The 15,331-nt window shown below is 45.6% G+C and carries 14 protein-coding genes and 1 pseudogene; 5 read left to right on the plus strand and 10 right to left on the minus strand.

Annotated features, from left to right (window positions below):
• Positions 1–144: 144 nt before the first annotated feature.
• The 4 genes from QT992_RS11675 to hemW form a co-directional block, all read right to left on the minus strand.
• The gene (locus QT992_RS11675) at positions 145–1,710 is read right to left on the minus strand and encodes an FAD-dependent oxidoreductase (protein WP_333340329.1); all 1,566 of its coding nucleotides are present in this window, start codon (positions 1,708–1,710) and stop codon (positions 145–147) included.
• A 264-nt stretch (positions 1,711–1,974) separates the two neighbouring features.
• Positions 1,975–2,247, minus strand: a complete 273-nt coding sequence (locus QT992_RS11680) for a DUF1830 domain-containing protein (RefSeq protein ID WP_333319679.1) — start codon at positions 2,245–2,247, stop codon at positions 1,975–1,977.
• A gap of 155 nt (positions 2,248–2,402) precedes the next feature.
• Positions 2,403–2,621, minus strand: a complete 219-nt coding sequence (locus QT992_RS11685) for a hypothetical protein (RefSeq protein WP_333340326.1) — start codon at positions 2,619–2,621, stop codon at positions 2,403–2,405.
• 227 nt (positions 2,622–2,848) lie between these two features.
• Complete coding sequence (gene hemW / locus QT992_RS11690) at positions 2,849–4,192, minus strand: radical SAM family heme chaperone HemW (RefSeq protein ID WP_333319681.1); 1,344 nt, start codon at positions 4,190–4,192, stop codon at positions 2,849–2,851.
• A gap of 399 nt (positions 4,193–4,591) precedes the next feature.
• On the opposite strand from hemW, the gene QT992_RS11695 reads away from it, so the two are divergent.
• Positions 4,592–5,671, plus strand: coding sequence for a PIN/TRAM domain-containing protein (locus tag QT992_RS11695; RefSeq protein WP_333319683.1), 1,080 nt, complete (start codon positions 4,592–4,594; stop codon positions 5,669–5,671).
• A gap of 590 nt (positions 5,672–6,261) precedes the next feature.
• Here QT992_RS11695 and QT992_RS11700 read toward each other — a convergent pair.
• The 3 genes from QT992_RS11700 to QT992_RS11710 form a co-directional block, all read right to left on the minus strand.
• Positions 6,262–6,846 carry a Uma2 family endonuclease gene (locus QT992_RS11700; RefSeq protein ID WP_333319684.1) on the minus strand — a complete coding sequence of 195 codons (585 nt, stop codon included), beginning with the start codon at positions 6,844–6,846 and terminating at the stop codon, positions 6,262–6,264.
• A 93-nt stretch (positions 6,847–6,939) separates the two neighbouring features.
• The gene (locus QT992_RS11705) at positions 6,940–9,150 is read right to left on the minus strand and encodes a Tex family protein (RefSeq protein ID WP_333340322.1); all 2,211 of its coding nucleotides are present in this window, start codon (positions 9,148–9,150) and stop codon (positions 6,940–6,942) included.
• A gap of 98 nt (positions 9,151–9,248) precedes the next feature.
• Positions 9,249–9,380 carry a hypothetical protein gene (locus QT992_RS11710; RefSeq protein WP_333319688.1) on the minus strand — a complete coding sequence of 44 codons (132 nt, stop codon included), beginning with the start codon at positions 9,378–9,380 and terminating at the stop codon, positions 9,249–9,251.
• A 13-nt stretch (positions 9,381–9,393) separates the two neighbouring features.
• Between QT992_RS11710 and QT992_RS11715 the strand changes: the two are divergent.
• Both QT992_RS11715 and QT992_RS11720 read left to right on the plus strand, forming a co-directional pair.
• A pseudogene (locus QT992_RS11715) lies at positions 9,394–9,609 on the plus strand (Uma2 family endonuclease); the annotation flags it as partial.
• 534 nt (positions 9,610–10,143) lie between these two features.
• Positions 10,144–10,761 carry a Uma2 family endonuclease gene (locus tag QT992_RS11720; protein ID WP_333340320.1) on the plus strand — a complete coding sequence of 206 codons (618 nt, stop codon included), beginning with the start codon at positions 10,144–10,146 and terminating at the stop codon, positions 10,759–10,761.
• Between the two features lie 181 nt (positions 10,762–10,942).
• Here the strand turns inward: QT992_RS11720 and QT992_RS11725 are convergent, their stop codons facing one another.
• From QT992_RS11725 to QT992_RS11735, 3 genes are all read right to left on the minus strand, one after another.
• A complete protein-coding gene (locus tag QT992_RS11725) occupies positions 10,943–11,920 on the minus strand; it encodes a class II fructose-bisphosphate aldolase (RefSeq protein WP_333320288.1) in 978 nt (325 codons plus the stop codon).
• 293 nt (positions 11,921–12,213) lie between these two features.
• Positions 12,214–12,948: a phosphoadenylyl-sulfate reductase gene (locus tag QT992_RS11730; RefSeq protein WP_333342484.1), complete on the minus strand. Its 735-nt coding sequence runs from the start codon at positions 12,946–12,948 to the stop codon at positions 12,214–12,216.
• A 202-nt stretch (positions 12,949–13,150) separates the two neighbouring features.
• Positions 13,151–13,351 carry a hypothetical protein gene (locus tag QT992_RS11735; protein WP_333342486.1) on the minus strand — a complete coding sequence of 67 codons (201 nt, stop codon included), beginning with the start codon at positions 13,349–13,351 and terminating at the stop codon, positions 13,151–13,153.
• A gap of 823 nt (positions 13,352–14,174) precedes the next feature.
• Between QT992_RS11735 and QT992_RS11740 the strand changes: the two genes are divergently transcribed.
• Together QT992_RS11740 and QT992_RS11745 are read left to right on the plus strand one after the other, a co-directional pair.
• Positions 14,175–14,540, plus strand: a complete 366-nt coding sequence (locus QT992_RS11740) for a response regulator (protein WP_333320292.1) — start codon at positions 14,175–14,177, stop codon at positions 14,538–14,540.
• 270 nt (positions 14,541–14,810) lie between these two features.
• Positions 14,811–15,314: a chemotaxis protein CheW gene (locus QT992_RS11745; RefSeq protein WP_333320293.1), complete on the plus strand. Its 504-nt coding sequence runs from the start codon at positions 14,811–14,813 to the stop codon at positions 15,312–15,314.
• Positions 15,315–15,331: the final 17 nt, after the last annotated feature.

Consider the following 15,331-nt stretch of genomic DNA (forward strand, 5'->3'; position numbering starts at 1 on the left):
ATCTTGCCTGTTCATATATTCGCCACGGGCAAGATGCCCGTGCCACAGTTAATTAATCAATAAATTATATTGTGTTGTGGAACAGGCCGGAAAGCCTGTTCAGATATTAGCCACGGGCAAGATGCCCGTGCCACAGTTAATCAGTTAATAATCGCCTCCAGCGCCATATTGCCACGCTTCAACTAATCGGTGAAAATAGTATTGCTGTTCCGGTGCTAAATTTTTCACCTGCGGTTCTACGGCTTTTCCCAAAGGCTGCAATCCCGTATAAATTCCTAAATTCACATAATGAACCATCCAATCTAGCAAATTGGCTATTCCAACCTGCGGGATAATTTTCATAACTAATCCGGGATGGCTAATTGCTGTTTTAAACAGGGTTTGGGACAAAGCCGGAAACAGCACGATATCTTGAAGAAACGGTTTGAGTACCGGTTCTCCCAACTCTTCCATTACCTGAAAGACGGCAGCCAAAAGTTGATTGATTTGATTGGGGTCTATTTTTTGATTCATCGCAGCACTCATCGAACGCTGAAACAACCAGGTGACAGATAGATTCGGCTGGTAGGGTTGCAAAAGTGCGAGGGAATTTTTGCTGAGACTGTCGCTTGTCAAAGCTTCGTCAATTCCTAGAGTCAAGCGTTTGAGGTGGCGCACCATTGCGCCGAAACCGCCGAAGCTGAGGGGAGATTGGCTACCGCTGCTGTCTCCGACTGGGAGTATGCGATTCCAAGGCGTTTTGAGAGGACTTTGACGATAGCAGGGGAAGAATCCGTAGAGTGCTCTTTGGAATTTTAACTGGTCGAGTTCAACGTTTTGATATTGGGGAAGCAACCGCAAATACTCTTCAAATAATGTTTCTAAACTGAATCTTTCTGTGTCGGCGTCTATGTAGGTAAATAAGTAGGTGGTGCGGCCGTCTCTGGCTGGAAATGCTTCCCAAAAATATTGGCACTGATTTTGCATTGGGGTGAAGGATGCAAATATATCGCCAGTGTCGTTTTTGGGGTATCCTTGAGCGCAACTGCCGACTACTAAACATACGGCGTCGGGTTTTTTGCCTTGTCTTGCTTGACGGACAATGGGCGAAAAATGTCCCATTGCGTCTAATAATAATCGGGTTTTAAATAAATTTGTAGCAGGTTGTGTCTCGGTATTTGCAGATTCTACCAAGACTCCATTTGGGTAAATTGTGGCTGTTTTAAATGGTGTATTTTCAAATAGCTTTCCTCCAGCTTGGAGAAATCGCTGTTTCAAGGTTTCTAGGAGGTAAACTGGGTCTATTCCGATGTTGAGTACGTCGCGCACCCAAATGTCTGGGGTGTTGGCAAAGCTGATGCGGGCTGGGTTATATTCGGTGGCGATGGCCTTTTCTATCTCTTCAACAGATAGCAGATTTAGTTCTAAGAATGCGTCTAATTCTTTGCGAGAAATGTTCCATTCTTGATCGCGGCCTCGCAGGGTGCCGCGTTCGAGCAAGGCTACTCGCCAACCCCGCACGGCTAAGGCTGTACCGATTAATATTCCTAGGGTTCCGCCGCCGATAACTATGTCGAAGTCGAGGGTTTCCAGGGGTTGTTGGCTGTGTTTGACTGCTTGGGGTGTTGGTGCGGTGTTTTGTTTGAGGTTTTCCCAGAGTCGATCGACTTTTCTCAGACCTCCGAGGGCGTCTCCTGGCAGTTGGAAGAGGATTTGTTCGGTGAGGGACATCGGGTTTTAGGATTGAAGAGTGGTGGATTTTTTATAATTTAGCTTAGATTAACATTTGCGACAGTTTCAGGGCTGACGCATGGGGTGGCGAGAATCCCGGTTTATACGAATTTTGGGCTTAGTAACGATAAATCTACGAAGAAACCGGGTTTATGATGTCGCAAGTGCGATCGCGAACGGAGTTTTTATAATCATACAGAGAAACCCGGTTTCTGAAAAAAAACCGGGTTTCTACCTCTCGTTGGTAAGTCGGGGGAATTATCTTCAATCAGCCGTGCTTAATTCTTCAACTCGCAGCCGATCGCACAAAATTCGCTCGCACACAATAGCACCCGTATCCGCACTCCTGCAAACTTCTAACTGAGCTTCCGGCAGCGCTTCAAACAAAAAACGTTCCCCCGGAAACACTGTCCGCTCAAAATACCAATTAGGAATATTTGTAATGCGAGCGATTTGCACTTTGCTAGTATTATTTAGATACCAACACAAAATGCGCGTATGAGGTTCGGAAATTACCTGAGTCAGTGTCAAATTCATCTTTTTAACTTGTTTGTGCAATTGTGCGATCGAGCCGCGAAAGGCCTAAGCTTATTATAGCAGATTCCCAGTTAAAATACAATTTATTATAGATTTTTTTTACATTGTTTGGGTTAATTAATAAATTTCACCGGCGAAACATCAGCGCCTTCCCCCTATTCCCAAGAAGGTGCAAAAGCTGGCATTGCTAAAGTGCAAGATTTCCATCCTCCCCTAACAGGTGCGTTCAACAATTGACAGTGACCAACTGAACCTCTTGCCTGTTGGTAGTGACCGCAAAAATTACACTTGGAAGCCGACTTGCACCCGCGCTCGCTAATTAGAAGGCAGGGCTGGTTTTGGGTTTGGTTGCGCTCGATAGTTACAGTGTTCATTAAATTACTTTTTAAATGTTCAGTCTTAAGTATGACGCCTGGAGTGCAGTCGTGGCCTCTATCTCAAGGCTTAGTTTGCCTTTAAGATTTGTTTAGGGATCGATAGAAAATATATTATTTTTGACAGTATAAAGCGAGGGAGCAATTTAATTTGCTTCCGATCGCATTGGCGGCCCCGGCTTTACTGCCACTCGCGCTTGCCGGGGGGTATACTTCCTCAGACAGAGCTAATTATCCTCGCCTAACTGGCTGAACAAATCGGCTAAAATTGTATTAGAAAATAAAAAACCTTCGGGATCGCTCAACCTCAAATTGCCCGCAAGCGGCAGTTTCGCGGCATCGCCTAAAGTTGCGCTCGCCCTATCCTCCGTTATAATTTCCACCCATCCTTGCCGCCAGTAGGGCTGCAAACAACGCCAAATTTTATCAACCGTTTGCTGACTAAACTTTTCAGTCAGCGCCGACAGGCTAACTCCTTCTGCTAAACGCAAACCTAGCATCAGCGTTTCTAACAAAAAGTCATTTTCTGAGACTGGAAAATTTTGCTCAATTGCTGGGGAAATATCCTGCTGGGTTTCCCCCCCAATTTGAAGAGTAGCAGGGGAATTGAGGCCAGAGATCGATCGCACCCACTGATAATATTCTTGAGTTTTGCGAGGTCTAGTCAACCTCCGGCCTTCCACGTAACTCGCCGCCCCCATTCCCAAACCGTAATAAGGGCGATTTTCCCAATAAACGCGGTTGTGGCGGCACTGATAGCCATCGCGAGCGTAATTAGAAATTTCGTAATGTTCGTAGCCAGCACCCGTCAGAATTTCCCGCGCTAAACGGTACATTCCAGCAGCGGTTTCATCTGCTGGTAGCGGCTGCGCGCCTGCTTCAAAGTAGCGCCCGAAAGCAGTTAAGGGCTCAACAATTAAGTCGTAACTCGACAGGTGAGTCGGGGAAATTTCCACCGCCGATTTCAGGGAAGCTTCCCAGTTTTCTAAAGTTTGGTGCGGCAGTCCCGAAATTAGGTCTAAACTGAAATTGACAATACCAGCCGATCGCACTATTTCCACTGCTTCAAAAATATCAGCGACAGAGTGCGATCGCCCGCAAGCTTGCAGCAATTCATCCTGAAAAGCTTGCACTCCCAAACTAACTCGATTTACTCCCGCCGCTGCATATCCCCGCAACTGTTCTAAAGTAAACGTACCCGGATCTATTTCTATAGAAATTTCCGCCTCAGCAGCAATCCCAAATTTGCCGTCGAGAGTCTCTAAAATATTGCTCAACTGACTGACAGAAAGCAGCGAAGGCGTGCCGCCACCAAAAAAAACTGTTTTCAGAGATGCGCCTAAATTTTTAGTTTCTTGAATTTCTTGACACAGTACAGCAACGTATTGCACGATTGTGCCGGAATTCTCGCCATTTTTGCGATCGCCCACCACAAAAACCGGAAAATCGCAGTAGTAACAGCGGCGGCGACAAAAAGGTATGTGCAGGTAAGCCGAACTAGGAATGCCGGAATTTGTCGCTTGCACACTTTTTTTTAATTCAAATGTTAAATAATCTGTGGGAGGGTTCATTATATCTAAAGCCGAAAGCGCAACTTCAAATCTAAAGTTTTAATTAAACAATCATGAATAATTATGTATATTATGACATTTTATTAGCAAAAAAGCGCTGCGAACGATGGCGTCCCGCCCTCGCCCGTGCTACGGAGCTTTTAATGTAACCGCGTACCGGTTTCGATCGGCCACCATTCCCGGACATCCCGCAGGGCGGTCTATTCGCACCTCGTGCCTGCTTGCGGCGGGGCGTGGTAAATTCCGAGCGACTCCCTGGCACATCCCCCAAAGGGTACAACCGCGAAATATAAGTTTATGAAAATTCCTGAGTAAATAGGGCGATATCCGACCAAAGCATGAAAACAAGTATCAGCACTGCAAAGATATAATGGGAATAAATTCATTAACCTAGAACTAATGCTAGACGCAATCATAATAATCTCATTCATAATCGCAGGCGGAGGCATCGGCTATTACGGAGTCGAACTCCTGCCGACCGAGCTGCTGGAGCAAGTTACAAATATACAAGGTTTAAGTTCTGTACTAGGTTCGTTTGGAGCATTAATCGGCTTCGTGATGGGATTAGTGGCTCAAACAACCTATCGGCGCCTGGAAAAACAAGTCCGCGATATGCCAGTGGAGATGCTGCTGACGCGGGCGATCGGCTTAATCATCGGACTGCTAGTAGCAAACTTAATGCTGGCTCCGCTATTCCTGTTGCCAATTCCCCGCGAGTTCGGCTTCATCAAACCTCTAGTCGCAGTCTTGGGTAGCGTCATGTTCGGCTTCACAGGCGTCAGTTTGACCGACACTCACGGCCGCGCTTTCTTGCGGCTGATAAACCCCAAAAGCTTAGACACGGTGTTGGTAGCCGAAGGTACTTTCAAACCAGCAACTGCCAAAGTTGTCGATACTAGCTGCATTATTGACGGCAGAATTGAAAACCTGCTAGAAACAGGTTTCCTCGAAGGTCAAATTATCGTGCCGCAATTCGTGCTCCAAGAACTGCAACTGGTAGCTGATTCCGCCAACGATCAAAAGCGAGTGCGCGGACGCCGTGGCTTAGATGTACTCAACCGCATCAAAGAAACATATCCAGAACGCATTCAAATTCACTCGGCTGACTACGAAGATATTGCCACAGTCGATGCGAAATTAGTCCGCTTCGCTTTGGATATCGACGGTATTTTGCTCACCAACGATTACAACTTATCGAAAGTAGCTACCGTCCAAAAACTGCCGGTTTTGAATATCAACGACTTGACTCATGCGGTGCGCCCGACTTATTTGCCGGGAGATACGATCGAACTAAAAATCCGCAAAGAAGGCAAAGAACCCTCTCAGGGAATCGGTTACTTGGATGACGGCACAATGGTTGTCGTAGAAGCAGGAAGTAGCTATGTCGGCGGCGAAGCCAGAGTCGTAGTCACCAGCGCCCTGCAAACTAGCGCCGGCCGCATGATATTCGCCCGTCCTCAAGAATCCGTTATTGTTTAAAACAGAGTAACAATGGCCAGGGCAATCAGAATCAAATATTGCGATCGTTGTTCCCAATCTGCCCCGACTCTCTACCGCGCCCGGTATGACGAGTCGGGGCAGTGGTTTTTTTTATGTCTTAAATGTTGGGAATCCGTAAGTAAAAAAAATCCTTTTTACTTCTACGGTGGCACTTGGAAAGCCACAAAGAAAAAATAGCAATAATATCAATTCCGGCTGCAACGGAATGATATAGAGGACACGGCAGTGCCGTTTCCCTACGGCGATTTATTGTAGGGAAACGGCACTGCCCATAGGTGTCAACTTAAGTTTTTAGTCCGCCAGTTTTCCCGCCCACCCGTCAGTCCGCCAGGGACTGAAGTCCCTGTCTAATAGCTAAAGTCCTCTGAAGAGGACTGATGAGTTTTTCAGTCCTCTTCAGAGGACTTTCACTTTGAGGCAGGGGTTTTAACCCCTGTCGGACTGCAGGTTTGACGTGTTTGTTGACACTAATAGGCACTCCCGGTGTCCTGATTTCGAGTTATATTAATTCCGATGCAACCGGAATTGATATAACCCCAGCGCAATGCGCTACTAACTACAAACAATTATTATGGATAATTAACTAGACTTGGAGTGGCATCTTCATACAATGTCTCGATCGCACAGCTAAAATTAACGCTAGAAAACTGAACTTCTTGCCCTTGACTGTAAGGATAAAGCACCCACAAACCCTCTGCATTCCGGCGAAAACACTCTACACTAACTCTTTCTTGATTGATTAACACATACTCTTGCAAACTTTCAGAAGTGCGGTAATCAGCAAATTTATCGCCTCTGTCCAAAGCCGCTGTTGTCGGCGATAAAACTTCCACAATTAAGCGCGGATAGCGAATGAAATCTTCAGCAGTATTTCTGTCCCGTTCATCGCAAGTCACCGCTACATCGGGATAGTAATAACAATTTGCTGCCTCAATCCGAACTTTTACATCTGCCACGTAAGGTATACAGCCACTTCCCCGAAGATGATTTCTCAGCAAAATTGCTGCATTGAGACTAATGATGGCGTGAGCTTTTTTTGCCCCTGCCATTGCATAGATTTCACCTTGTCTGTACTCGTGTTTGATGGGGCTGACTTTCTCGCCTGCTAAATAATCTTCAGGGGAGACATAGGTGTCGCTTTTACTTGCAACCATATAATTTTGAGGTTGGTGAGGATTACATAATTATAGCCGTAGCACGGGCTGCAAGCGGGACGCCATCGCCCTTTTTCACCTTTCCCCAAAGTTTTAACGTCGCCGCGGGGCCGGAAGCCTCGCGCTATTGCCATTTTGCGGTTGCGGTTTTTCTTGCAGCTTCATCGTCAAACTAACCCGCTTTAACTTCTCATTCACCTCCAAAACCCGCACTTTCACAACTTGTCCGACTTTAACAATCTGTTTCGGATCTTCCACGAATCGATCGGCTAATTGAGAAATATGAACCAAACCATCTTGGTGTACTCCCACATCAACAAAGGCTCCAAAGTTAGCTACATTCGTGATTATGCCTTCTAATTCCATCCCAACTTGCAAATCGGAGATTTCTTTGATTCCTGCTTGGAAAGTAGCATATTTAAACTCGGCGCGCGGGTCTCTTCCGGGTTTTTCTAGTTCGGAAATAATGTCTCGGAGTGTTGGTTCTCCGACTTTCTCTGTGACATATTTCTTAATATTTACAGTCTTGATTTTTTCCGAAATTTCTGTTATTGCTGTCAGCGGCAAGTCTAAATCTTTGGCGATCGCCTGCACTACAGGATAACTTTCTGGATGAACTGCTGTATTGTCCAGGGGGTTTTCGCCGCCGCGAATGCGGAGAAAGCCGGCTGCTTGTTCAAAAGCTTTTGGGCCGAGTTTGGGAACTTTCAGGAGTTGGCGGCGATTTTTAAATGCGCCGTTTTCGTTGCGGTAATTAACGATATTTTTAGCAACTGTTGCCGTCATTCCTGATACAAATGTCAGCAGTTCTTTGGAGGCTGTGTTTAAGTCAACTCCGACGTAATTCACGCAGCTTTCGACTGTTTCGTCGAGTTTCTTTTTGAGCAGTTTTTGGTCAACGTCGTGCTGGTATTGACCGACTCCTATGGATTTCGGGTCGATTTTCACGAGTTCGGCGAGGGGGTCTTGCAAGCGCCGTCCGATGCTGACTGCGCCGCGGACGGTGATGTCGAGGTCGGGAAATTCGGCGATCGCCACTTCGCTTGCGGAATAAATCGATGCACCGGATTCATTCACCATGACTTTAATCGGTTTCCTGTCCATTTGGGCCAAAACTTCCGAAACAAATTCGTCTGTTTCGCGGGAAGCTGTACCGTTGCCGATCGCGATTAATTCAATTTTATACTTTTCAATTAAATGCTTGACAATTTTACCAGCTTGCTGTCGCTGAGCGGCCGCTTGGTGGGGAAAAATTGCTTGATATTCTAAAAATTGCCCGGTTTCATCGAGGGCGGAAACTTTGCACCCCGTGCGAAATCCCGGATCGATCGCCAGTGTCGGTTTCATTCCCGCCGGCGCCGACAGCAGCAACTCGCGGAGGTTGGTTTCAAAAGTAGCGATCGACTCGATATCAGCGACGGCTTTGTTGTGCGATCGTACTTCCGTGATTAACGAAGTCTTCATCAGTCGGTTGAAGGCATCCTTCAAAGTCGATCGATAAAACTCTTTAACGAACGGTATCCTAGTTCTAATTTCTTGAGCTTCCAAATAAGCCATCACTGCGGATTCATCAAAAGCCAGTTCCAAATCTAAAACCCCTTCCGTTTCCCCCCGAAACAGCGCTAACATATTGTGCGACTGAACGCTTCTCGCTGCAACTTGATAATTGCGGTACATTTCAAATTTAGTGCTTCCTTCCGGGAAATCATCTTTAATTTTTGATACAAAAACTCCTGTTTTCATCAAAAACTCTCGCAAATAAGCCCGCAATTCAGCTTTTTCCGAAACCGCTTCCGCCAAAATATCCGCAGCACCTTTGAGAGCTTCTTCTGCTGTTTTAACTCCCTTTTCTTCCGAAATATATTTAGCAGCTTCCGCATCCAAGTCTGCTGGTTTAGCCGTCGGCAAGTTCAGACTTTTGATAAAATTTGCCAGCGGTTCCAAACCTTTTTCCCTAGCAATTGTCGCTCGCGTCCGCCGCTTGGGTTTGTAAGGCAGATAAAGGTCTTCGAGTTCGTTTTTTTGCAAACACGATTCGATTTTAGCTTGCAGTTCTTCAGTGAGTTTCCCTTGAGAGCTAATCGTCTCTAAAATCGACTTTTTGCGCTCTTCAATTTCCGTCAGATAGGTGAAGCGATCGGATATATCTCGCAACTGAATTTCATTCAGCAAATCCGTGCGTTCTTTGCGGTAGCGGGCAATAAACGGAATAGTTGCTCCCTCTGCGAAAAGTTCCAGAGCATTATTGACTTGAGACAGATTGATGGAAAGTTCTTGAGCAATCAGTTGAGGAATGTCGATCATAGTGCAGAATTTCGGATCAGTCAATTTTAGATTGTAGATTTTAGATTTTAGATTAACTTCACAGACGAGAGGAAGAAAAGGGAATCATCCCATTTTTGTTAGAATTGCTTTCTAGGAGTGCGATCGTCCCGCACGGCAAAGCCGATATCTCTCGCTTCTAGCTCTAGGGCTTGCACTCCTGTGAAAGCCTGATTGGGATGCTCCCGTGATGTTAGCATAAATGCAGTCATTTCTCAATATTATATGTTGCCTTTTAAATATCCTGTGCCGCAAACCGATCCGCCGCGATCGCCCAGAGAAACGCTGCCGACGATGTACGATTTACCCAGCGAAGACCCGGAGGAACCTGGTTTGCCTGACGAATTTCACGATTTGCAGCCGCAGTTGTTGAGCCTGACGTTTCGACCTCGGAATTATCCGGCTTCTGAGATATTTAGCGGCACCGACATGAACCTTTATAAGGAATACCCTGAAAACCCCGTGACTTCAGTCCGGGAATGAAAGGGCGTTGCAGGATTTATCCTGCCTGTTCTCTTTACCTCAATCCTGAATCTAAAATTCAATCTTTTTAATTCAAAAAACTTTCTTAAAAAGTTGGACAAGACGGGACAATATGGTAGACTAAGACAGTCAAGGTTAAACTCCTTTGTCCGAAGTGAAACAGTTAAGACACACTTTTAGGCATGAACTGGGGGACAAAGTGCGGCGAAAACACTCTAAACAGCCGAAACCGAAAATGTAGGTTTCAATCCAGCAAACATAAACTTGTCTACTGGGAATTGTTAAGTAGGGTAGGGCATACCCAAACTCTAGATAAATATTCTAGTACGCTTTTGGAGATAGATCCCAAGAGAGTGTTTCTGAATTGGACTCGTCAATTGGTGGTACTCCACGGTTGAAAAGTTTAAGTATTGCCGTGAGGACAGAACATTTTAAGGTCAGTCGCTGAATTAAGAATCCCCTCGGCTTCAGCCAGGGGAGTGTCAATATGACGTGCATCACACTCTGTGGCACAAGCGCCCGGATTGGTTGGGAGTTGTGGGAGTTCCCCGACTTTACGATCGCTCCGAACTGCGGATGAGTTATGTTACTTGGCAGGAAGGTGTGAATCCTTTTGTAATTGTAGAACTGCTTTCGCCGGGAACAGAAAAAGAAGATTTAGGCGACAATACCGATGAGGAAAAGTTGCCACCTCAGTCGGGAAACGCTGCGGGTAACGGGCAAGTTTTGGATCTGGAGACGAAGGAGGAACCGCCTAGAAAATGGGAGGTTTACGAGCAAATTTTGCGGGTTCCTATTTATGGGGTTTTCAGTCGCTATACTAACAAATTGCGAGTGTTTGAATTGAAGGGCGGACACTATCAAGAATTAGAATTGCCTGACTCGCGAGTGTGGATTGCTGATCTAAGTCTGGGCTTGGGTTTGTGGCAAGGCGAGTTCCAGGGAATCGATCGACTGTGGTTGCGCTGGTATGATGTTGATGGCAATTGGATTCTGACTGAAGCGGAACAGCAACGGCAGCGGGCCGAGTCAGCGGAAGCTCAATTGCAGTCTTTAATTCGGCGGCTGCGGGAATCTGGCATCGATCCCGATCGATTTTTAAACGGTTAAAGACGACTAAGGATCGCGAATTAAATAACTTACAATTTTAATTGTTATTGTGGGATGGGCGTCCCGCCCGTCCTTTTTGGACGGGCGGGACGCCCATCCCACTTTCAAGAGTGGAAGTTATTTAATTCTCATTCCTAAAGTCCTGACTAAAAACTGGTTCGCAGTCAGGACTTGAGTTTTTTTACTTCACAAGAAGACAGAAAGCCTCACTATTCACAGGCTTTAAGATTTGACCAACACTTGATTGGTTGCCGCTTGTTTGTTTGTTGCTGGTACTCTTTGCGGTCAAGTCATCCCTGTAGGGAGAATGATGCAAATAAGCTTTACCGACAGAACCGAAAAGTTGCAGTTTGTCAGAAATGACCGATTGCATGGCATCGATAGCTTTTTCCATTATTTCCAACAAATCCGGCTGTGGCTCAGAAATGCTACTTTTTAACACGTCCATATAAGCTTCGCGAACTTCCGTATTCACATTAAATTTAGATACTCCGAGTTTAATACATGGATGAATCATTGACTCCGGCAAACCGCTAGCACCGTGCATCACTAACGGCACTGAAACAGCAGCCCGGATTTTGGCCAGACGCGGAAAATCGAGTTTCGGTTCGCTCAAATATTTGCCGTGAACGTTACCAATTGTTACGGCTAAAAAATCCACCTTAGTTTCTTTGATAAACTCTACTGCTGCTACCGGATCGGTCATCCTTGCGGCTTTCTCCTCGCTTGTCAAACCTTCTTCCCTGCCACTAATTCGGCCGATTTCTGCTTCAACTGCCGCACCGTTAGCGTGGCATAATTTAGTCATTTCCCGGCTAAATATTAAGTTTTGTTCGTAGGGCAAAAAAGAACCGTCTGCCATAATTGATTTGAGGCCGGCGGCTAGGCCGAGGTGAATGTCTTTTTCTGAGGTGCTGTGATCTAAGTGTACTGCGATCGGCATTAAAGATTTGCGGGCCGCTTTGATGCACAGCGCGACTAAATGCGATTTTCCGTATGGCAGGGCGCTGGGGTGAATTTGCAGTATAGCAGGACTGTGCAGCGCTTCAGCCGCTTTGATGACGGCTTTTACTCCTTCGAGGTTGTAGACGTTAAAAGCGCCGATCGCATAACCATTTCTCAAAGCCGTGTTCAGCAATTCGCTAGTTGACGCGAGCATATAGTACCTACTTTAAAAACTTTTCTGAATGTCGATCATTCTATCAAAGTTTAAGGGCAAGCTCAGCTTAATTTGTGTTTATTTTAATTGCGAATTTTTCCGCGACGATTTATTCTGAATGTCGATCATTGTATCAAAGTTTAAGGGCAAGCTCAGCGTAATTTTTGTTTATTTTAATTGCGAATTCTTCGGCGACGATTTATGTGAAGTGCATTTATTCTTGGGTAAGGTGCGCCTAGCGCACCCTACTATTTGTTTGGTGCTCCTAGCGCACCTTACGACTAGATGATTTCCTATGTTTGTGCGTTACCAGCGTGCAAACCGCATTCTTTTACGGTCGCTTCTTCCCACCACCAGCGACCTTCGCGTTCGTGTTGGTTCGGCAATACCGGCTTCGTACAAGGTTCGCAACCAATACTTACAAAACCACGTTCGTGCAACTTGTTGTAAGGCACATCCAAAGCGCGAATGTATTCCCAAACCTCTGCCGAAGACCAGTTTGCTAAGGGGTTGAATTTAATTAATTCATGGTCAGGAGTTGAGAATGCAGTGTCAACTTCAATGACCGGAATACCGTTGCGGGTACTGGGACTTTGGTCTTTCCGCTGACCGGTAATCCAAGCATCGAGAGTATTCAGCTTGCGGCGCAGCGGCTTGACTTTCCGCACGCCACAGCATTCTTTGTGACCGTCTTGATAAAAACTAAACAATCCCTTTTCTTCTACTAGGGCTTGTACTTCTGCTGCATCGGGAAACATTACTTCTAATTTAATGCCGTAATGTTTTCTGACTTGATCCAAAAACTGATAGGTTTCTGAGTGCAGTCGTCCGGTGTCTAGGGTGAAAACGCGGAAATTTTTGGTAATTTTTGAGGCAATATCGATCAGAACTACATCTTCTGCACCGCTGAAAGAAATTGAGATATTGTCAAAATTTTCTAGGGCAAATTTGATAATTTCTCGCGGTGTTTTTTGACTGTATTCTGCTTCTAGGGCGGCAATGTTGAGATTTCTTTGGATGGCAACCATATTTTCGGGTTTTCGGTGTTCTTTTCCTCTAGCCCTTTATTATAGCCGATCGCCGTCTCTGTCTCACCGACTAATTTGACAATCAAGCAATTAAGTCCGGGGCCGCCGGATTCATCCGTGAAGCGAGAAAAAAGCTCCGACTACTCATCACCCGCCCCGGATTTATGAGTGTGAGCGCTTCTTCAATTCTAAAATCTAAAATCTAAAATCTAAAATCGATTGGCTGCATCTTGCAGCAGTCTTTGCGGCTGGGTTCACAATCAAGCTCAAGGATGGCGATCGCCTGCTGGTAGCAGTTTTGGTGAACCCAACACTCCTCTACTGGGTAAAATGGGACTGCCGCGCGGCCCATTGATATCAAATCTGTTAGCATCGGAATTATTCCTATCTCTATTCTTTTCATCTGCGTGAATCTGCGTCAATCTCTTGTCATCGGCGGTGAAGAAATTATCTTTTTTTGACCGCAGATACAGGCAAATATACACAGATTAACGCAGATGAATTAGATTGTTGACTGTTGACGGTATTTTACTATTTCGATGCTACCGGAATTGATATGAATTTGCCCGCCATTATAAAGCCCCCAAAAATAAATAACTATCATTGCTACAATCGTCAAATTTAACTTGTATAATTAATAAAATAAGAGCGCTTACTCAGCGAGTTCGGGCTGTATTTGGTCTGAAAATAACCTTTTTTTATCCCAGGATTAGCACCGCTATAGGTACTTTTTAATTGCGTCTTATGGCGCTGACCAAATAATTTGTCTAGCACCAGTTAGGCACCCGCTCAAACTAAATCATTGAAAGCCAAGCTAGTAAACGTAGAAGATGCGGCTTGTTTTTCCAATATATCCTTATATGACCATCCTAAATTATTGGTAAATTTATTACTCCCTCAGAGGGGGTTCGGGGAGGGTGGGGGTAGGGTAAATTTTTACGAATTCGGCAAGGATTGCTATACTAAGAGCTGTTGGTTTTCCAACAGCGAATTACCAAGAATCAATTACTAATTGCCGATTAATTTATTCAGAGCGATTCCGTTAGTAAAGTAAATTTTTATCGCTTTTTATCGCTGACAGCTAACCTTGAGCCATACGATCGGCTATATTGTATTTGGAAGTACATTAATTTGTCCCGAAAGCGGTCTAGTCTCATCGCCGCCGATCGCGCCAGCTTCTGAATAAACATAGTCCGCTGTCAATAACCGCAAGGAAGTGTGGAATCATGTCAAAAGTTTTAGTAGTGGACGACGTAAAGAGCGAACTAGAAATCATCTGCCGCATTCTTCAAGATGCCGGATTGGAGGTGATCCGGGCTGGTGACGGCGAAGAGGCGATCGCCCTGATCCGCAAAACCCCTCCGGCTTTGGTCGTTTTAGACGTAGTGATGCCCCGAATGAATGGGTTTGAAGTGATCAGAGAATTGCGGGGCGATCGCACAACTGCCAAATTGCCCGTAGTATTTTGTACTCATAAAAACACCGAGATCGATAAAGCTTGGGGAACTGATTTAGGGGCCGACGCTTACGTCAGCAAACCGTTTGAACCTCAGCAACTCGTCCACATAGTGCAGCGCTTGCTTTCAGCGTAAACTTTCACCGTAAACCGAATATAAAGCGATCGGCCGCTTTCCAAAAAACCTTATACCGACAAACCCCGTTTTTTTTAAATAAACTGGGTTTTTGAATTCCCTAAAAGTTTATGTTTAATGATAGAAACCTGCTTATTTGCCCAGCCGCGATTTATTTAACGGAAACATTTGAGCCACCCAAAGTGAGGCTGAAAAACTCGATCGGCGATCGGCTTTAGGGTCAAAGCAAAACTCTAATTTGTAAGCTACACTAGAAACTAAAAATAAGCCATGAAAATAACGGCTCCCCCCGCTGGGGGGCATCAGACAAGTGCAACAAAGCAATTTCTCCTGTTCGCTCAAGGAGGCAGTCTGTTCGGCATAGAGTTAGAGGCAGTGCGGGAAGTCCTTTGCCTCAAGGAACAACCGATTTCCCTGGTGCCCAACACCCAGCCATTTTTGCTGGGATTAACCAACTTGCGGGGCGAAATCTTAGCAGCAGCAGACTTCGGACTGTTTGTCGGTATTGAGTCGGTTGACACCTACCACCCAAACAGCCGCATCTTAGTGGTAGAAGCGCCCGATCCGCGAGACGTGAGATTGTTGTCGAAAATGCGCCTGGGATTAGCCGTCTCCCGCGTCGAAGGAGTTTTACCTCTCAATCCCGATCGCATTGTCTCAGCACTAGATGTCAGTCCCGACCTAGCTCCATTCTTAAAAGGTCTGTACAATTCCGAAGGACGCTTGCTAATGATTGTCGATGTAGAAGCGATCGCCCATTCCGAACGCTGGTAAAAATCAACAATACAGAT

Source organism: Microcoleus sp. T3_D1 (genome assembly GCF_036700405.1).
Lineage (GTDB): Bacteria > Cyanobacteriota > Cyanobacteriia > Cyanobacteriales > Microcoleaceae > Microcoleus.

Excerpts from the sequence above, each read along its gene's own strand:
- QT992_RS11680 (WP_333319679.1), bottom strand. The coding sequence starts at position 2,247 with ATGAATTTGACACTGACTCAGGTAATTTCCGAACCTCATACGCGCATT.
- QT992_RS11735 (WP_333342486.1), bottom strand. The coding sequence starts at position 13,351 with ATGAAAAGAATAGAGATAGGAATAATTCCGATGCTAACAGATTTGATA.
- QT992_RS11685 (WP_333340326.1), bottom strand. The coding sequence starts at position 2,621 with ATGAACACTGTAACTATCGAGCGCAACCAAACCCAAAACCAGCCCTGC.
- QT992_RS11730 (WP_333342484.1), bottom strand. The coding sequence starts at position 12,948 with ATGGTTGCCATCCAAAGAAATCTCAACATTGCCGCCCTAGAAGCAGAA.
- hemW (WP_333319681.1), bottom strand. The coding sequence starts at position 4,192 with ATGAACCCTCCCACAGATTATTTAACATTTGAATTAAAAAAAAGTGTG.
- QT992_RS11745 (WP_333320293.1), top strand. The coding sequence starts at position 14,811 with ATGAAAATAACGGCTCCCCCCGCTGGGGGGCATCAGACAAGTGCAACA.
- QT992_RS11705 (WP_333340322.1), bottom strand. The coding sequence starts at position 9,150 with ATGATCGACATTCCTCAACTGATTGCTCAAGAACTTTCCATCAATCTG.
- QT992_RS11710 (WP_333319688.1), bottom strand. The coding sequence starts at position 9,380 with ATGACTGCATTTATGCTAACATCACGGGAGCATCCCAATCAGGCTTTC.
- QT992_RS11725 (WP_333320288.1), bottom strand. The coding sequence starts at position 11,920 with ATGCTCGCGTCAACTAGCGAATTGCTGAACACGGCTTTGAGAAATGGT.
- QT992_RS11700 (WP_333319684.1), bottom strand. The coding sequence starts at position 6,846 with ATGGTTGCAAGTAAAAGCGACACCTATGTCTCCCCTGAAGATTATTTA.
- QT992_RS11675 (WP_333340329.1), bottom strand. The coding sequence starts at position 1,710 with ATGTCCCTCACCGAACAAATCCTCTTCCAACTGCCAGGAGACGCCCTC.
- QT992_RS11695 (WP_333319683.1), top strand. The coding sequence starts at position 4,592 with ATGCTAGACGCAATCATAATAATCTCATTCATAATCGCAGGCGGAGGC.
- QT992_RS11740 (WP_333320292.1), top strand. The coding sequence starts at position 14,175 with ATGTCAAAAGTTTTAGTAGTGGACGACGTAAAGAGCGAACTAGAAATC.